The 15,230-nt window shown below is 56.7% G+C and carries 11 protein-coding genes; 6 read left to right on the top strand and 5 right to left on the bottom strand.

Annotated features, from left to right (window positions below):
• Positions 1-230: 230 nt before the first annotated feature.
• Complete coding sequence (locus U5914_RS09110) at positions 231-1,241, top strand: glycosyltransferase family 2 protein (RefSeq protein ID WP_336135440.1); 1,011 nt, start codon at positions 231-233, stop codon at positions 1,239-1,241.
• Here the strand turns inward: U5914_RS09110 and U5914_RS09105 are convergent.
• Together U5914_RS09105 and U5914_RS09100 are read right to left on the bottom strand one after the other, a co-directional pair.
• A complete protein-coding gene (locus tag U5914_RS09105) occupies positions 1,232-2,554 on the bottom strand; it encodes a glycosyltransferase family 4 protein (RefSeq protein ID WP_336135439.1) in 1,323 nt (440 codons plus the stop codon). The genes U5914_RS09110 and U5914_RS09105 overlap by 10 nt on opposite strands.
• Positions 2,555-2,765: 211 nt before the next feature.
• Positions 2,766-3,041: a DUF8044 family membrane protein gene (locus U5914_RS09100; protein WP_336135438.1), complete on the bottom strand. Its 276-nt coding sequence runs from the start codon at positions 3,039-3,041 to the stop codon at positions 2,766-2,768.
• A 263-nt stretch (positions 3,042-3,304) separates the two neighbouring features.
• On the opposite strand from U5914_RS09100, the gene U5914_RS09095 reads away from it, so the two are divergent.
• The 3 genes from U5914_RS09095 to U5914_RS09085 all read left to right on the top strand — a co-directional run bounded on the left by U5914_RS09095 (position 3,305) and on the right by U5914_RS09085 (position 7,208).
• The gene (locus U5914_RS09095; protein ID WP_336135437.1) at positions 3,305-5,077 is read left to right on the top strand and encodes a hypothetical protein; all 1,773 of its coding nucleotides are present in this window, start codon (positions 3,305-3,307) and stop codon (positions 5,075-5,077) included.
• 6 nt (positions 5,078-5,083) lie between these two features.
• Entirely contained in the window at positions 5,084-5,875 is a 792-nt protein-coding gene (locus U5914_RS09090; RefSeq protein ID WP_336135436.1) for an AAC(3) family N-acetyltransferase, read from the top strand.
• Positions 5,876-6,068: 193 nt separating this feature from the next.
• A complete protein-coding gene (locus U5914_RS09085; RefSeq protein WP_336135435.1) occupies positions 6,069-7,208 on the top strand; it encodes a prenyltransferase/squalene oxidase repeat-containing protein in 1,140 nt (379 codons plus the stop codon).
• A gap of 13 nt (positions 7,209-7,221) precedes the next feature.
• Here U5914_RS09085 and U5914_RS09080 read toward each other — a convergent pair whose 3' ends face one another.
• A complete protein-coding gene (locus U5914_RS09080) occupies positions 7,222-9,030 on the bottom strand; it encodes an alginate lyase family protein (protein WP_336135434.1) in 1,809 nt (602 codons plus the stop codon).
• Between the two features lie 433 nt (positions 9,031-9,463).
• Between U5914_RS09080 and U5914_RS09075 the strand changes: the two genes are divergently transcribed.
• Together U5914_RS09075 and U5914_RS09070 are read left to right on the top strand one after the other, a co-directional pair.
• Positions 9,464-10,375, top strand: coding sequence for a hypothetical protein (locus U5914_RS09075; RefSeq protein WP_336135433.1), 912 nt, complete (start codon positions 9,464-9,466; stop codon positions 10,373-10,375).
• Between the two features lie 153 nt (positions 10,376-10,528).
• A complete protein-coding gene (locus U5914_RS09070) occupies positions 10,529-11,923 on the top strand; it encodes a sulfatase (protein ID WP_336135432.1) in 1,395 nt (464 codons plus the stop codon).
• A gap of 214 nt (positions 11,924-12,137) precedes the next feature.
• Here U5914_RS09070 and U5914_RS09065 read toward each other — a convergent pair whose 3' ends face one another.
• The gene (locus U5914_RS09065; protein ID WP_336135431.1) at positions 12,138-14,972 is read right to left on the bottom strand and encodes an Ig-like domain-containing protein; all 2,835 of its coding nucleotides are present in this window, start codon (positions 14,970-14,972) and stop codon (positions 12,138-12,140) included.
• Positions 14,969-15,193, bottom strand: a complete 225-nt coding sequence (locus tag U5914_RS09060) for a hypothetical protein (RefSeq protein WP_336135430.1) — start codon at positions 15,191-15,193, stop codon at positions 14,969-14,971. Before U5914_RS09060 ends, U5914_RS09065 begins: the two co-directional genes overlap by 4 nt.
• Between the last annotated feature and the right edge of the window lie 37 nt (positions 15,194-15,230).

The raw sequence follows: 15,230 nt of genomic DNA, 5'->3' as shown, positions 1-15,230 counted from the left end.
TCGGTTCCGAACGTCCCATAACCCATTATACACCGCCTCAACAGCCCATTTCTCGTTAATGGGTTCGAAACACATCGGGAGATCTAATCGTGGTTTCCCACAGCCACGCGACGGAACTCCGGTGCGTTCGGTTCCCCGCCGAGTTCGGGGTTATCTAACGTGTAACAATGTCCATCTGAGCCCATCTTTCGGACAGAATCCGGTCCTGCGAGTTCCCGATAGGGAGAACCATGAACGAAGATACAATCGAAACCGCTTCCGAGGGCCGATACACGCCGATAGAGGACGAGGCGACCTCGATAGCGATACACGACGGAGACGCCGAGCGAGCGGAGTCACCGAGTGAACGGCCCCTACCGTCAGTAGCGACGGAATCGACCGTCCTGGTCGGTGTGCCGGCGTACAACGAGGCCCAGTCTATCGCCAGCGTGGTCGCGAACGCGAAGGCATACGCCGATGACGTCCTCGTTGTCGACGACGGAAGCGACGACGACACGAGGGAACGCGCACTCGATGCGGGCGCGAAGGTCGCGACACACGAAACGAACATGGGGTACGGGGCGACGCTCGGGACGATCTTTCAGTACGCATACGCGATGGATGTCGACCATCTCGTGACCATCGACGGGGACGGACAGCACGACCCGGGGGACATCCCGAAACTGGTCGAGGCCCAGCAATCGAGCGGCGCCGATATCGTCATCGGGAGCCGCTTTGCCGATGGGGCAGACACGGATATCCCGACGTATAGAAGGGCCGGACTCGCCGTGGTGAACGCGTTGACCAACGCCGGATTGCGGCTCCGGTACTCCTCGCCGGGCGTTTCGGACACACAAAGCGGGTTCCGGACCTATCGACGGAGCGCGATAGAAGCGATCGTACTGGCCGACGATATCGGAACCGGGATGGGTGCGAGTCTGGACATCCTCTTTCAGGCTGCCCGGGAGGGCAACGACATCGAGGAGGTGCCGACGACGATCGACTACGATATCGACGACCCGAGTTCGCAGAGCCCCCTCGTCCACGGGCTGGGATTACTTCAGGCGATCTTCCTCGAGGTCGTCCCGGGACGGCCGCGACGAATCGGCGCCGGAATCGCCCTTACGGTCGTGCTGTTGGCAACGTTCGTCCTGCTGTACGGGCGCTTCGGGCCGACCGTCACGGGGGCGTTCGGGCTCTTCCTGCTCGGGGCCGGCGCCGTCCTCCGGTCGCGGTTGCGCTCGTTGTCCAGTCAGTCCTGAGCTTCGACGAGTCGGTGCAGTTTCTCGCGTAATTCGTCCGCGATGGCCCGCCGGTCGTAGTGTCTTACGACGTGGTCGCGGCCCTGCCGTCCCATTCGGTTGCGCAACGCCTCGTCAGCCAGCAGCCGGTCGATTCGCTCGGCGACTGATTCGGGGTCGTTGGCCGCATGGAACCCCCCTCCGGATTCGTCGATGAACCGCTCTATCTCACCGGTCCCGGTGACGACGGTCGGAAGCCCACAGGCCAGATACTCGTAGACCTTCGTCGGCATCGCGTAAGCCAGCGCCTCGCCGTTTTTCAGCGGTGCAACCCCGACCGTCGCCTCGTTGAGGTACGTCGGAACGGCCGTCCGTGGAACGGTTCCGACGAAGTCGACACGCTCGGCGACGCCGAGTTCCCGTGCCAACTCGCGAAGCTTCGACTCCATGTCGCCGCTGCCGACCAGCCGCAGCACGGCGTCCTGATGTTCGAGATGCGGCAAAGCGCGGATGCAGACCTCGAGGTCCTGTGCCGTTCCCAGGTTCCCCGTGTACACGAGCGTCGGCTTCCGACCGCCATCCGTCGCCGACTCCCGGGGCGCGACGCCCGCGTTGTCCTCGCTCGTCTCTCCCAGTTCGCTCGACGTGGCCCCGCCCGCCAGAACACCCCCTGAATGCGTTTCCCGTTCGAATTCGAACTGCCCGGTGTCGACGCCGTTCGGAATCACGAGTTGTTTCTCCCCGAGCGAGTCGCCGTACTGGTTCTGAATCTCCCGTCCCAGCGTCTCCGTCGTGACGGAAATCGCATCGGCGGTGTGCAACACGAGCCGCTGGAATCGGCGACTGACGCGCTCTACCGGGCTCCCTGCTTCGAGATAGCCGAGCGATATCGACGCGTCGATCCAGAGGTCCCGGACGTCGACGAGCCACGGTTTTCCGAGCAGCGCAGCGAGCAGCCCTGGCGCACCCGTCGAAATCGGCGGCGTGGAGGTCACGACGGCGTCGTACTTCCGGACGTTCAACAGGAGCCAGACCATCGCATGAATCCCGAACAGCAGATAATACGGCAGCCGGCGGGCCATCCCGGGATTCTCAACTGCCGGTTGCCAACTCCAGAGCCGGTGAACCGAAACGCCGTCCACGACCTCCGTTCGTGACCGCTGCCAGCTGCGGTCGAACTCGCCGGGTGGATAGCTCGGCGGCGGACACAGTACCGACACGTTCCAGTCGCCGTCCTGTAACTGTGTTGCCGTATCGTGGATTCGCGAGGCGTTCCCGCCCTTTTCCGGCGGATACATCTGCGAGACGAAGACCACACGTCGCTTCTCGGTCATGTATCTCGCCCACCAGTGGCCGAATCGTCGGTCCGTTCGCGAGGGAGACGCATCGTCAGAGAAGCCGCCTCCTCGGGGCTTATTTATGAGTAGATTAATCGGAAGTCGGTCGGGTAGCTGTCTGCTTCCCGTCACATAGATTCCCGGACAGCCCCTCGAATTGCTGGGCCGACTTCGTCCGTTCCAGCAGAACTCACTCGATTGGAGGACGCTACTGAACAACCATCAGGACTCGTTCGACGAGTATGTACAGGAGAACCACCCACCCACCGGCTTTGACCCACTGTAGGCGCTTCCACCAGACCGTCTTCGGGTCGGCCGGTGGGAATATCTCGCTGGTGACCAACAGCCCGATGAACGCGACGACGAAATACGTTCTGAGGGATACGCTATCGAGGGCCCACAGGACGGCCAGCGAGGCGAGCGAGAACAGAACGTACACTAAAACGAACGACCGGAACCCTCGGGCCTCGATCGTGTAGTCCACTACAGATATCGTACGTTGGGACATATTAAATCCTCCGTGGACCCCGTTTCTCCGTCATGGAGTGTAGTAAACTGTACGTTTACGACCACCACGCGGCGAGTAATGGGACGCTTAACAATGGGGAAGACCGGGTAATCGGGAGCATATGGATGGCGTCGACGTCGAAGCAAATGCCGGCCGTCCGTGGCGCCGGTATTCGAGCGTAGTCGTACTCGGAGAGCCGTTCGAGCCGTCTCACCGCCGGATGGAGGGACCCAACTGAGATGCGTTCGAATCAGCCGAGATGGCTCACCCTGGGTGGAGTCGCGCTTCTCATCGTCGCCGTCGCTATCGTCATCACCACCCCATCCGCGAACCGATACGAGATCTCGCTGTACCGGGCGTACCCGATCTATTTTTGGGTACTCCTCGTGGGAGCCATGCTGGCCGGGGCACTCACCATCGTTGCGAGTGCGAGAGTCGACTCGGGTCGCTCCTGGGTGTACGGAGTCTCGCTCATGCTCTTGACGAACGCGCTACTCCTGTTGTTACCGTACATCCGCGGGTACGAGATGTTCGGCCGCTCCGACGCGATGAGCCACCTCGGGTTCATGGTCGACATCAGCAACTCCGGGGGAATAGGGGGGAACATCTACCCCCCGATGCATCTACTGGCGATAGCCGTCTCGGATGCAACCGGCGTCGAACCGATGACAGTCGCCATGCTGCTCCCGGTGGTGTTCTCGGGAATATACTTCGGTGCGATGTTTTACCTGCTGTATGCGGTGTTCGAAACCCGGGCCCAGGTTCTGTTCGGTCTCCCGTTCGTCATGCTGCCAGTTCTGCGGCAAGCACACGTCGGGTTCCGGCCGTTCGACGTCGCCATCATGCTCGTCCCGCTCGTCCTCTATCTGTTTTTCAAAGGCCAGCCGAACCCCACTCCGCCGGTTCGGGCGACGTTCGTCGTCGTTCTGGTCGCCGTCCTGCTATATCACCCACTCACAGCGATATTCCTCATCATGGTCTTCGCGTTGTACGGTGCAAGCAAGTACGCGCCACTGGTCAAACGAAAGTACGCCTCCCCGACGAACCTCGTTTCGTTGTCTGCTGCCGTGTTCATTGTCTGGTATTCCGAATACGCGGGTATCATTCTGCGATTCGAGCAAGTCCATGACTCACTGTTCGGAGCGGGTGGTGGTGGGACGCGAGCGGATACCTACGCTCGGACCATCGAGGAGGCGTCGCCGCCTCTGATCGACCTCGCACGCGTCTTCACGTTCAAGTACGGACTCGAGTTCGTCCTGTTCGGACTCGGATTCGCGTTTCTCGGTATGGCGGTGTTGCTCATCCTGCAACGGAAGGCCGTCCTGGATACGTACTCCGTGATGATCATCGGAACCGTAATCGGGTTCAGTGTCTTCGGGGTCGCCTTCCTCCTGCAGGACCTGATCGTTCCGCCACAGCGACCGTTCCAGATAGCGAAGATCGGTGCCGTCGTCATCGTCGGGCAACTGTTCTACGTGCTGTGGAGGCACGTCGATTGGAGTCCCGAGCGGCCGAGCGTTAGAATCAGTTTTCAAACAATACTAACGATTACGCTAATAGTACTCATCGTACTATCTACGTTCAGCGTTTACGAATCCCCCCTGGAATCGGAGTCGAATCATCAGGTAACGGAGATGGAAGTCCAGGGGAACGAGTGGTTGACCGAACACGGGAGTGCGAGCCAGGAGGTGGCAGCGTTCAAGATCAGCCATCACCGCTTCAACCACGCTCGGTCCGGAACGAGCACACCGCAGCCGTTTGCGTTCAGTACGCCTCCACCCCATTTCAACTACACAGTCCATGACTCGCTTGGCCGGAGTTATCAGAACGACCGGTATCTGACGATTACTCGAGCTGGTCGCATCGTGTATCCGGAGGCGTTCCCCAATTATCGGCCTCGATGGCGGTTTACGCCCGAGGATTTCGAACGTCTTGAGAGAGACACCACCACGAATCGAATCTACGACAACGGCGATTACAGGCAGTATCTGGTCGAGGGGAATGCCGGGTAAAGAGATATGAATCTTAAAAAACACTTCACACGCTGGCCCGTCTTCGGAATCCACAAACTGCTCGAAGAGCGCCCGAGACGAGTCGGGAGTGTAGCCCAAAATGAGTTCAACCAAGTGTTTGAATCGTACGAGGACGACGTTGTCTTCGTTCACGCTGGGCTCAGCGATGTCAACAAAGCACTCCCTGGTGATCCATACGAACAGATTCTGACTACCCTCGATAGGAACTTCGACTCCATCCTGGCCCCCGGATTCACGGACTATTTCAAGATGTCTCGTGTGTATTCGAAACAGTACTCACGCCCGAAGCATGGTACGTTCAATTTCTTGTTTCTCGACGATTCGGATTACCGAACGGACGACGCCTGTCGTTCAATTCTCGTCAAGGGGGAGTACAGATTCGAAGGTAGAAACCACCACGACACGTTCGCTTCCGACAGTTGCTTTGCACAGCTAGGCGAGGACGACGTTTTGTTGACCAGTATCGGAACGCCGTGGCTTATGTGCTCGTTCCTCCACTATCTCGAATGGAAATACCGAGTACCGTACGTAACAAAACAGTCGTTCGAGGGAGTCTTATTCGATGGCAAAGAACGACGCGAAATCGAACAAGAAACCCCATATTGGGATGGATTTTGGCGGTTTAACAAGCTCAAGCTCCATCGGCACTGGCGTAAACACGGTATCGTCGACGAGTACAATCTGAACGGGCTCCGCCTATTCTTCACTTCGCTGGCAGATATCGAGGAGTTCGTCGGCCATAGACTACAGTCGGATCCATACTATTTGGTGACATAATTCTTATGACTCATTTCGACGGAGACCTGAAGGTTCGAGGGGTATTAGGACTGCGGGTACTGGTTGTACTCTGTCTCGTCGGGGCCTACGAGGCTACAAAGACCGGATGTCTTCCGTGTTCGATACACCGAACAGTTGAGGGCGAACGTGAGTTACCGCACACGAACGTCCGTTACCCAAGGAGTCGTTTATCATGAGCGTATTCGACCGTATATCTGCCGGCATTAGTGCAGCAAGAAACGAGTTGCCGCTCCCGCGTTCAGCACCCCAATCCGACGAATACCATCTCACGGCCGCGATAAAGTGGCTCTGTCACACCCAGGACGCGACCACGAACGGTGGTTCGGCAGCCTCTTACAACCTCGTGTTAGGATGGGAAGATGCCTACCCCGAGACAACCGGATACATCATTCCGACGCTGTTTGAATTCTCGTCAACGAGGGGCGTGTCTGAGATTACCGACCGTGCCATTCGGATGGCGGATTGGCTGTGTACCGTCCAGCACAGTAGTGGGTACTTTCCAGCAGGAACCGGCAGACAGGGCGATCCCAGCGTGTTCAACACCGGTCAAATTGTATTCGGCCTTGTCAGTGCCTACCAGGAGACGGGCGATAAAAGATACAAGCTAGCCACGAAAGAGGCCTGCAATTGGCTCATCGACCAGCAGACGCACAAGGGTTACTGGGACAATTACGACTACAATGACGAAGTTCACTCCTACTCGACCCGAATCGCATGGGCGCTTCTGGAAGGAGCGACAATCGTTCCGGAACGTGCCGAAGTGTTTCGGGAAGCGGCACGCCGGAACTACCGGTGGGCGATACAGCTACAGAGGGCAAACGGCTGGTTCGATAAATCGGGGTTCGAAGCAGGTTCAACGCCATATCTACATACTATTGCATACACGGTTCGGGGATTACTAGAAGGCGGAATCGCTCTCGAAGAGCGAGAAATGCTGGATGCCGCAACCCATACAGCCGATAAATTACTGTCGATACAGCAGTCGAACGGAGTTCTTAAAGGGGCGTACGATTCGTCGTGGTCGCCCGCGTGGTACTACTGTCTGACCGGAAATGCCCAGATGGCCGTTATCTGGCTCCATCTCTTCGAGCGGACAGGGGAGGTCAAATATCTTCGTACAGCACGGGAGACACTCGACTTTCTGAAAGAGCGACAGGTGCTCAACGGGCCCGCCGGAGTTCGCGGCGGGCTCGCTGGTTCGTATCCACTGTTCGGACCGTACATGTTCTTCCGCTTTCCGAACTGGGCAACCAAGTTTTTCGTCGACGCGTTGCTTCTATCCGAACGACACGACACGGACGGAGTGAGCTGACGTCTCGCCGTCACTACCGGCCTGGTTTTGAGTACTCCCCCCCAATCAGCAGCGGTTCGGGTAGCTGATACCGGTCGTCGGCCAACTCGAGATACGTCAGCGACGATTCATCGTACGTCGTCTCAATTTTGGAACCGGCTAGGTCTCGGCGCGTAACGAGAAAGCCAAGCGCCGTCCGCTCGGTTCCATTAGTGTCTACTGACAATCGAAGTGCTGACCTGTCGGTTGCGACTCCGAACCGTGGAAAGTACTTTTCCGTCGTAATGTCGGCCCGAGTCGCTTCGAGAGGATAGACGTACGCGTCGACACCAGTAGATTCGAGTCTGACCCTTCTGCCCGATTCCAGCGATGCGGTGATATCCGGGTGTAAGTGGAGCGGACTACAGATAGAGAGGCCATCATGATTCGATACCGAATCCCAGACGATCCACCAGTCGTCACCCGCAAACGCAGCACGGTGATGCGTGTACTGTCTGCCACCGAACGGCTTTGCCTCGTAACGGCCTTCGAACAGTGAGATCGGTCCTTCTTGGAACCGAACGGTTGGGTCGGTTCTGGGGCCCATCAGGTATTTCCCACCGATCGCAATCGGTTCGGTATCACCGACTTGAACGGTATTGTGGCCTTGTACACCTCGTGCGTACTGTCGGAGATGGCCGCTATCGTATCCGAAGGTCCCTGTATCGGTTGCAATGGGTCGGTCGTTGATCCACAGAAGTACGGATAGCGTATCACTGTGGGAGTGGCCGGGAAGGTGTGGCGGGCCGACCGGACCGCCATCTATCAGCATCGCACCGTTATTCGTCCGTAGCCAATAGTAACCCGAGGACTCCTTCGTCGGGGCCCGGTGACTGGAGAGCATCTGCTGAGGAGAATTTAAATCCTTGTCGAATCCGAGAGCGTTCGCGTATCGGAGACAGGACTCCAACGGAAGCGCTTGGTTATAAACGGAGTCGTTCAATAGCGGGATGTGACCGTTCGGTGGACGCAGAAATTTGAGAAATTCAGTAGCCTCCCGAGCAACCGAATTTAATTCGTCCGAAATCGGTATTTGGCTTCGATTCAGCAGGTCACAGGTCGTCAGGTACCGCGTCAGTGTAAGAATATGGTACATCGGGCTCCGCTCGAAGTGGAACCCGTCGTCGAGAAACTGCTCCGTCGCGGTTTCGGATAGAATCGACTTCCCACGGTCAACCCAGGATGGTTCCTCGAAGAGGACTCCGGCAACGACTAAGGCAGCACCGTTCTCTATCAGGTGGTTACCGCCGACATCCCTCTCGACGTGCTCGTTTAAAAACAGCGCGTTCTTATACACCTCCCGTCTGAACGACCGCTCGAACCCCGCTGAAACTGTTGTCTGACCATTTGTTTCGCGCCACGCAAGGTATCGGCTCCAGAAGATGACTCGAAGCGAGACCGACCACGGTGTCCACGCGCGGCGAAGGTAGTTCGGCCCCCCAATGTGTACGGACTCCATCCAGTCTTCGATCCAGCCGTCGTACGCCCACTGGAGTTCTGCCGAGTCCGCTTCACCGGGCTCGAAGCCACAGCACAGCCAAGAGAGTGGCTGAAACGCGTACAGTTTCAATCGCCAGTCTATCGGATAATCACCGAGCCGGTCGTCGTACCAGTTCACGTCGGTGCCCTCGGCGATTCGGAGCGAGCGGTTCAGGAAATCGGGGGTCCCCTCGGCGGCGCGTCGAGTTCGCCGCCGGTATCGGGCCCGCGTCTGCTCGTCGATACACTCCCGAAGCGTCGCTGTGTTTTCCGCGATTGCGTCGAGGTGAACCGACGGATCCTCCGGGACGCGCCGTTCGTACAATCGGTCAAAATCGACCGGTAGTCGGGGGAGCAGGGATTCGCGTGATTTACGTTCTACGATTCCAGCTAGCTGACGAGGTCGCATCTGTGCAGCTGTGTGGGCACGGAGATACAGCGGCTCTGTAATCTCTGAGAACTGTCGAGGAATCATGAACCCGAAGAGAACGTGAAGCAGCTCACCTGCCGGGGCAGGGGGGCCCCACAGTCGGCAGTCTCGAGATCCGGCGATGTATCAGCCACGCGAGGGACGTACATATCGATCGTTTGGGGGTAGGGCAACCTCGGATATAGATATAAACAACATAATGCAGCGGACGCGAATGTACGAACGCCGGTGCATGTGTCTCCTTATAAACCCCCGCGCTCGATCGCATGTATCAGACACGCGATTACGTACGTCCTAACAATATCGGTTCCGCCGATATACGACCTACATGTACTCCGTCAAGGGGATAAAGAAGGGCCTCGCCAACCCTCGGTACATCGCTCAGGAGGCCAATCGGCTGTTCTACCGCCGGCTACATACCTGGTCGTACAACGAACACGGGAGGGATTTTTTCGAGGCCGACTGGGACAACATGCTCATCCTCGACGCCTGTCGTTACGACCTCTTCGACCGCACCAGCACGCTTCCCGGAGAGACGACCTCGGTGCAGTCGCGAGGGTCTTCGACCCGGGAGTTCCTGCGGGGGAACTTCGATGGCAAGCGACTACTGGATACCGTCTACGTCACCGCGAGTCCGATGCTATACAGACACCGTGACGGCGTCGACGTCCGGTTCCACGAGGTCGTCGAGGTCTGGAAGGATGCCGGCTGGGACGAAACGTATCGGACCGTGTTACCAGAAACCGTAGCCGAGGCCGCCCTGAACGCCGCCCAACGGTTCCCGGACAAGCGATTGCTCGTCCATTTCCTCCAGCCTCACTATCCGTTCCTCGGGCCGACCGGACAGGACCACTTCGACCTCGACCGGCTCGACTTCCAGTGGGACGACCTGGCGAGTGGCGAACTCGGCATCTCTCGGGACGTCGTCGAACGAGCCTACGAGGAGAACCTCGAGGAGGTGTTGCCGTCCGTCGAACGACTCCTCTTCGAACTCGGTGGGAAGACGGTCGTGACGGCCGACCACGGCCAGATGTTCGGCGAACGAACGTTCCCGATTCCGATGCGGGAGTACGGCCACCCGGCCGGGATCTACTCAGAGGAACTGGTGACGGTCCCGTGGCACGTCTTCGACGAAGGACCGCGTCGCGAAATTGTCGCCGAGGAACCGGTTACGGATTCGGAGCGGGACGAGATGGAGTTGGCCGATGAGCGACTCCGGGCGCTCGGGTATCTCGACTGAATGTATTTGGTGTAATTTAAGACTGATATCCAGACACCGCTTTCTACGACGATATTCTGATATCGACTATCCTTTATCGAGACTTGCAGATGAAAATCCAGATACAATTTAGGTTCTTAATAACTATATCTGAACTTAATATACATCGGGGATATGGGCGCCAGTGACGTAATCTGGATAACACTTGAAAGTCTCCGACTGGACAAGACTACACTTGGAGGCCATATGAGAAACACGACACCCAATCTTCAACGGGTTTCTAACCGGGATGACGGGGTTGACTTTGATCAGTGCTTCTCACATGATATCTGGACCCGTCCATCCAGTGCGTCCATCCTGACTGGATATGCTCCATCTGCTCATCAAACGTGGTCCAATGGTGCAAGATTACCCGATAAAATATCTACGATCCCCGAAGCGTTTCAAGCAGGTGGGTTTCGTACGGCATGTATTTCTTCGAACCCACAACTGAGTACCAGTACTGGTCTGGACCGAGGGTTCGATTACTTTCATTACATCGAGCGATCCACTATTCTCAGTAACGTTGGGCTATTGTCTCTGGCAAAGTGGGTTGCAAATATTTCTCACCACGGCGGCGGGTTGACCCTTGAAAGGAGGAAGCATTGCCGTGGTTACTTGCTGAACGAAGTGGCAAAAAAGCATATATCAATCGCCTCAAAGCATGGTGAGTCTCTCTTTTTATATATACACCACGGCGATTCTCACCATCCCTATATCCCCCCGAAGTCGTGGGTTGAACATTTCACTGACGGATTATCGATTGATTCGGATCAGGCATTCAAGCTAGCGTTTGATATGTCCAATAATCTCCACCAGTATATTGGAGAAAGCGAACCGTTCACCGATGAAGAATGGCAAGCTCTTGAGGTGATGTACGATACCGTTGTAAGATACGTTGATCACCTTGTCGGTGAACTAGTTAAGTACGCAGAAAACAAACTTAAGAATCCAATCGTGGTAGTTACTGGTGACCACGGAGAATTATTTGGAGAATACGGGCTTTTAGCTCACATGTTGGTGACGCACACCGCTGTATCCAATGTACCCCTCGTTATTTCTGGGATCGACGGCCTTCCAACAAGCGGGTTAGTGCAACACGCAGATATCATGCAAATACTGTGCAATGAATTGGGTCTTGAACATCCTGTGCCGGCTGGCCAGGATATACGTGATGAGCCGAGAGAAGTGGCGATTACCCAACGAGGAGGTGAACGAGCTCAAAATAAACTGAATGAAATAACAAAACACAACCCGAAGTATGACTCTTCCCGATTCCACCTAAATGATCTCTCAAGTATACGGACTTCCGAGTGGCGGTATCAAACATCTGGTGAACGGTCAGAGTTATTTGACCTTGAGGATGAGATGACCGATGTAAGTGGTGATTATCCGGATAAGGCGAGTCAGCTGGATAAACGCCTCACGACTTGGTTAGAAGGTGTTGGTCAACCAATTGGGAGGACGGGTACTGCCAAATTTACTGACCAGATGGAAGACCACCTCCGTGAGCTCGGATATCTCCAATAGCGAACCAATGAAGTGGGTTACTGCTACTGGGTAGTTGTAGAGCTTGTTAACATTTCGTTAAAAAGGTGGGTTTGAATTCCTATCTATGAGTCCTGTTCAGATATAGGGTAGCGCCTATCTGGCAAGGGTTTGTGGGACTGAAGCGGGTAAGTTCGAGGTAGAATGTCCGAACTCGTCCGCTTCACCGGATGATATCCCGGATTTATATCCTATTCTATATTTTCTTGCTCTCGCTGATGTAGTCGTTCGAGGTGTCGTTGACCGACAGTCGAATTTCGTCGACATCGCCCTGGACACGCACCTCGTGGGTGAAGCTCGCGGTTTCACCACTGACGTTCGTGCTCTCGGCTGTGACGGTGTTGCCGTTGTACCGGAGTTCGCTGACAACTGTATCGAGTTCGCCGTCGACATCGGATACGGCCCAGTCGACTTCGTACCAGCTCCACGACGGATTGCTCTTGTCAGACAGGGCAAAGCGATCGATGCTGAGACTGGTGCTATCCGTCCCGGTGTCGAACGACCGTATCGACCCCGTTGCACGGTCGGTGGTCTCCGCGGCGGCCTGGAACTCGTAGCTGGTTCCGGCCTCGAGACCCGTCAGGTCGGCCGAGAACTCCCCGAGAGACGAACGCGTCTGCTCGCCGACCCTGTTCCACGTCTCGGTCCCCTGTTCACGCCACTCGAAGTAGCATGTCGCTCCGTCGGCACCGCCGAAACTCGTCACATTCCCGACCAGCATGGTCGAAGCGTCCGTGACGTTCTCCACACCGATGGTCTCGACACTGAGGGAGTTATCGACCGTCACGGTAACGCTCGTGTTCGCGGAGTTGCCGGCCGAATCAGTCGCTTTTGCCTCCAGCGTACGGTCGCCATCGGCTGTTCCAGTCGTATCCCACGTGTCCTCGTAGTATCCCGTATCGGCGTTATACGAGGCACTCTGCCATGTTCCGTCGTCGATTCGATATTCGACAGTGAGGGAATCGTCGTTGTCCTCCTGGTCCGCCGCATCGATTTGGAGGACCGTGGTTCCGCTCACCGTTTTGCCATCAGTTGGGTTCTGCCATGTTACTCCGGGTGACGTATCCGAGTTCAGGTGTGGTGCCGTCCCACCATCGGTCGCCACGCTGAAGATATCGGTCTCTACCAGTCCTGTGTCGAACGACCCAAGGCCGACCCAGCCATCGGCGTGGTCGCTGTCAGTCGTCTCGATATCCCACTCGGAAGGTTCGTTCTCACTGGCCTTCCATACCTTGGCTTTCAGTTCGTTTCCTTCCGCTCGGAACCGTCGGTAGTAGAACGTGTCCTCCTCCGGGGTTCCGAATCGGCCCATCGTCGTCAAATTCCCGTCCGTGTATTTCGCCAACCGGAAGGCTCCCTCCCGGTTTTCGAGTTCGAGCCAGTAGCCGTTTTCGCCAGCACTACTACTGGACGAGCGGAGATTCACACGTGCGTGGAATCCGAGGCTCTCGTCGTCGGTGAACGCAGGAACACGGAATTTATCGAGAACTTCCACATCGGCCGGCGTCCCGATTTCATCACACGATATCGCATATCGAGTTCGCGTCTGTCCGTCGTGTTCGAACGCAAGCGCGCTTCCGCCTGCAAACTCGTCGCCGGAAACGACGCTCCAGTCGTCGTGGTCGCTTTCCCACTGCGGCGTCCAGTCGTTGAACAGCGGCGAATCTGTCGTGGTTCCGTCGTCCTCTTGGCCGGTGTCAGAGAGCGCATTGACTCCGACTTCGTCTTGCGAGGGTACATCCGGCTGAAACGGGTCGGCCCCGGATTCGGAATCGAGAATTTCGACATCGTCCGTACTGCCGGCCGATCCACTGTTCCCGTATTTGAGTGTCTCTATCGATCCGTTCCCAGTTATATCGAGGACTGCATCCGTGTCGCTGTCGTGAACCGAGAGCCGCCCGATATCGGAGTCCACGAAATCTTCGCCAACCGCCCGAATCGCCTCATCCCTACCGTCTGCTTTCGCGATGTCGTGGAAGGCAATCATATCACCGTGCAGTTCCACGTCGCCGCTGAGATCCGAAGATCGTTCACGGATTTCGATTGCCTCCCTAGTCGTACCGCGAATCTCGACATCGTACAGTTCCGCTACTGGAACGACACTGGGGTCCCCGTCCAATCGGTAGAAGGGACCGCGCCGACCATTATATCCGTCCCCGATATCGTCACCGGCCGTCAAGTCTTGAAGCTCCTGCGTGAACGGCTCCATGTATACGTTTTCAAGCCGTAAATCATACGCTGAGAGCTTGCACCATCCGGTTCCAAGACCGGATCCCCAGCACCGATAGCACTCTACGGGGCCAGAGCCAGCCGCATCGATGGCGTTGCCCGACGTGTTGATGAACTCGGAATCTCGCATAACCACCTTGTTGCTCGATTCCGGCCGGGCGACGATGTGATGATTAATCGACGTATCACCAACCGCATCAGCGTCATTTTCGAGTTTGATGCCGGACTCTTCGAATGTCGAAAAATCAATGGTCAGACTGCCACGAACGTCAATACCAGCACCGTACATCTGATAGAAGTACGCTCGTTTTACTTCGAAGTCAAGTCCACTATTATCGGACTGAACGGAAACGCCACTCTGCCCGACGCGCGGTTCGCTGTCGTAGAGGTTCGGGAGCTTCGGTGCCTGCCCGTGGAACTGAATTTCTTGGTACGTAACCGTATGTTCGTTGGTGCCGGTGTATTCGTCAGCGGCATGGTTGAACAGTGTGTGTATTTCACCCTTTTCACCGTGGCCGTGCATCCCGAGGACTGAGGCTTCGGGTCCGTCACCGTATATCGAAATTCCCGGCGGTGTATGAGCGCCGTGCCGAATCCAATGATTACCACTCCCCTGTCCGAAGTAATACGTCCCCTCCGGTACGTAAATCGACCCCTCCGAACCAGCCGCATTGCAGGCGTCGATTATCGCATCCCGGTTGCCTTCGTAAACCGCTTGGTCGTTCGGGTCATCAGGATTTGATACCGCGCCATACTCTGTGATGTCTTTCGCGTCGTCGGGAACGTAGTCCGGTCTCGTCATAGAGCGTACTCCCCGTAGTCGGTCGTGAACGTCTCTCCGTTGCCACTGCCGGAGGCGGCAGTAAGGCCTGCCCCGCTCGCGAGTAACGTAGCAGTTACAGCTACGCCACCTTTGACGAAGCTTCGTCGGTTAAGCGAATCATTACCGTTCGAGTCTGTCGATTTTTCCGGAGAAGAACTGATAGCTCTGGAGTTCTCCTCACCCGTCTGCCTGTGTGCCATGCAAGTGGTAAGAGACACATACCGATGTTAAATGTTT

Origin of the sequence: Natronomonas amylolytica (assembly GCF_037031205.1) — an archaeon.
Lineage (GTDB): Archaea > Halobacteriota > Halobacteria > Halobacteriales > Haloarculaceae > Natronomonas > Natronomonas amylolytica.
The sequence above is the reverse complement of the archived record's forward strand: the minus strand, read 5'-3'. Positions and strand labels throughout refer to the sequence as shown.

What these genes read in the sequence shown, in the direction of transcription:
- U5914_RS09110 (WP_336135440.1), top strand. Translation starts at nt 231, where the DNA reads ATGAACGAAGATACAATCGAAACCGCTTCCGAGGGCCGATACACGCCG.
- U5914_RS09105 (WP_336135439.1), bottom strand. Translation starts at nt 2,554, where the DNA reads ATGACCGAGAAGCGACGTGTGGTCTTCGTCTCGCAGATGTATCCGCCG.
- U5914_RS09095 (WP_336135437.1), top strand. Translation starts at nt 3,305, where the DNA reads ATGCGTTCGAATCAGCCGAGATGGCTCACCCTGGGTGGAGTCGCGCTT.
- U5914_RS09090 (WP_336135436.1), top strand. Translation starts at nt 5,084, where the DNA reads ATGAATCTTAAAAAACACTTCACACGCTGGCCCGTCTTCGGAATCCAC.
- U5914_RS09085 (WP_336135435.1), top strand. Translation starts at nt 6,069, where the DNA reads ATGAGCGTATTCGACCGTATATCTGCCGGCATTAGTGCAGCAAGAAAC.
- U5914_RS09075 (WP_336135433.1), top strand. Translation starts at nt 9,464, where the DNA reads ATGTACTCCGTCAAGGGGATAAAGAAGGGCCTCGCCAACCCTCGGTAC.
- U5914_RS09070 (WP_336135432.1), top strand. Translation starts at nt 10,529, where the DNA reads ATGGGCGCCAGTGACGTAATCTGGATAACACTTGAAAGTCTCCGACTG.
- U5914_RS09065 (WP_336135431.1), bottom strand. Translation starts at nt 14,972, where the DNA reads ATGACGAGACCGGACTACGTTCCCGACGACGCGAAAGACATCACAGAG.
- U5914_RS09060 (WP_336135430.1), bottom strand. Translation starts at nt 15,193, where the DNA reads ATGGCACACAGGCAGACGGGTGAGGAGAACTCCAGAGCTATCAGTTCT.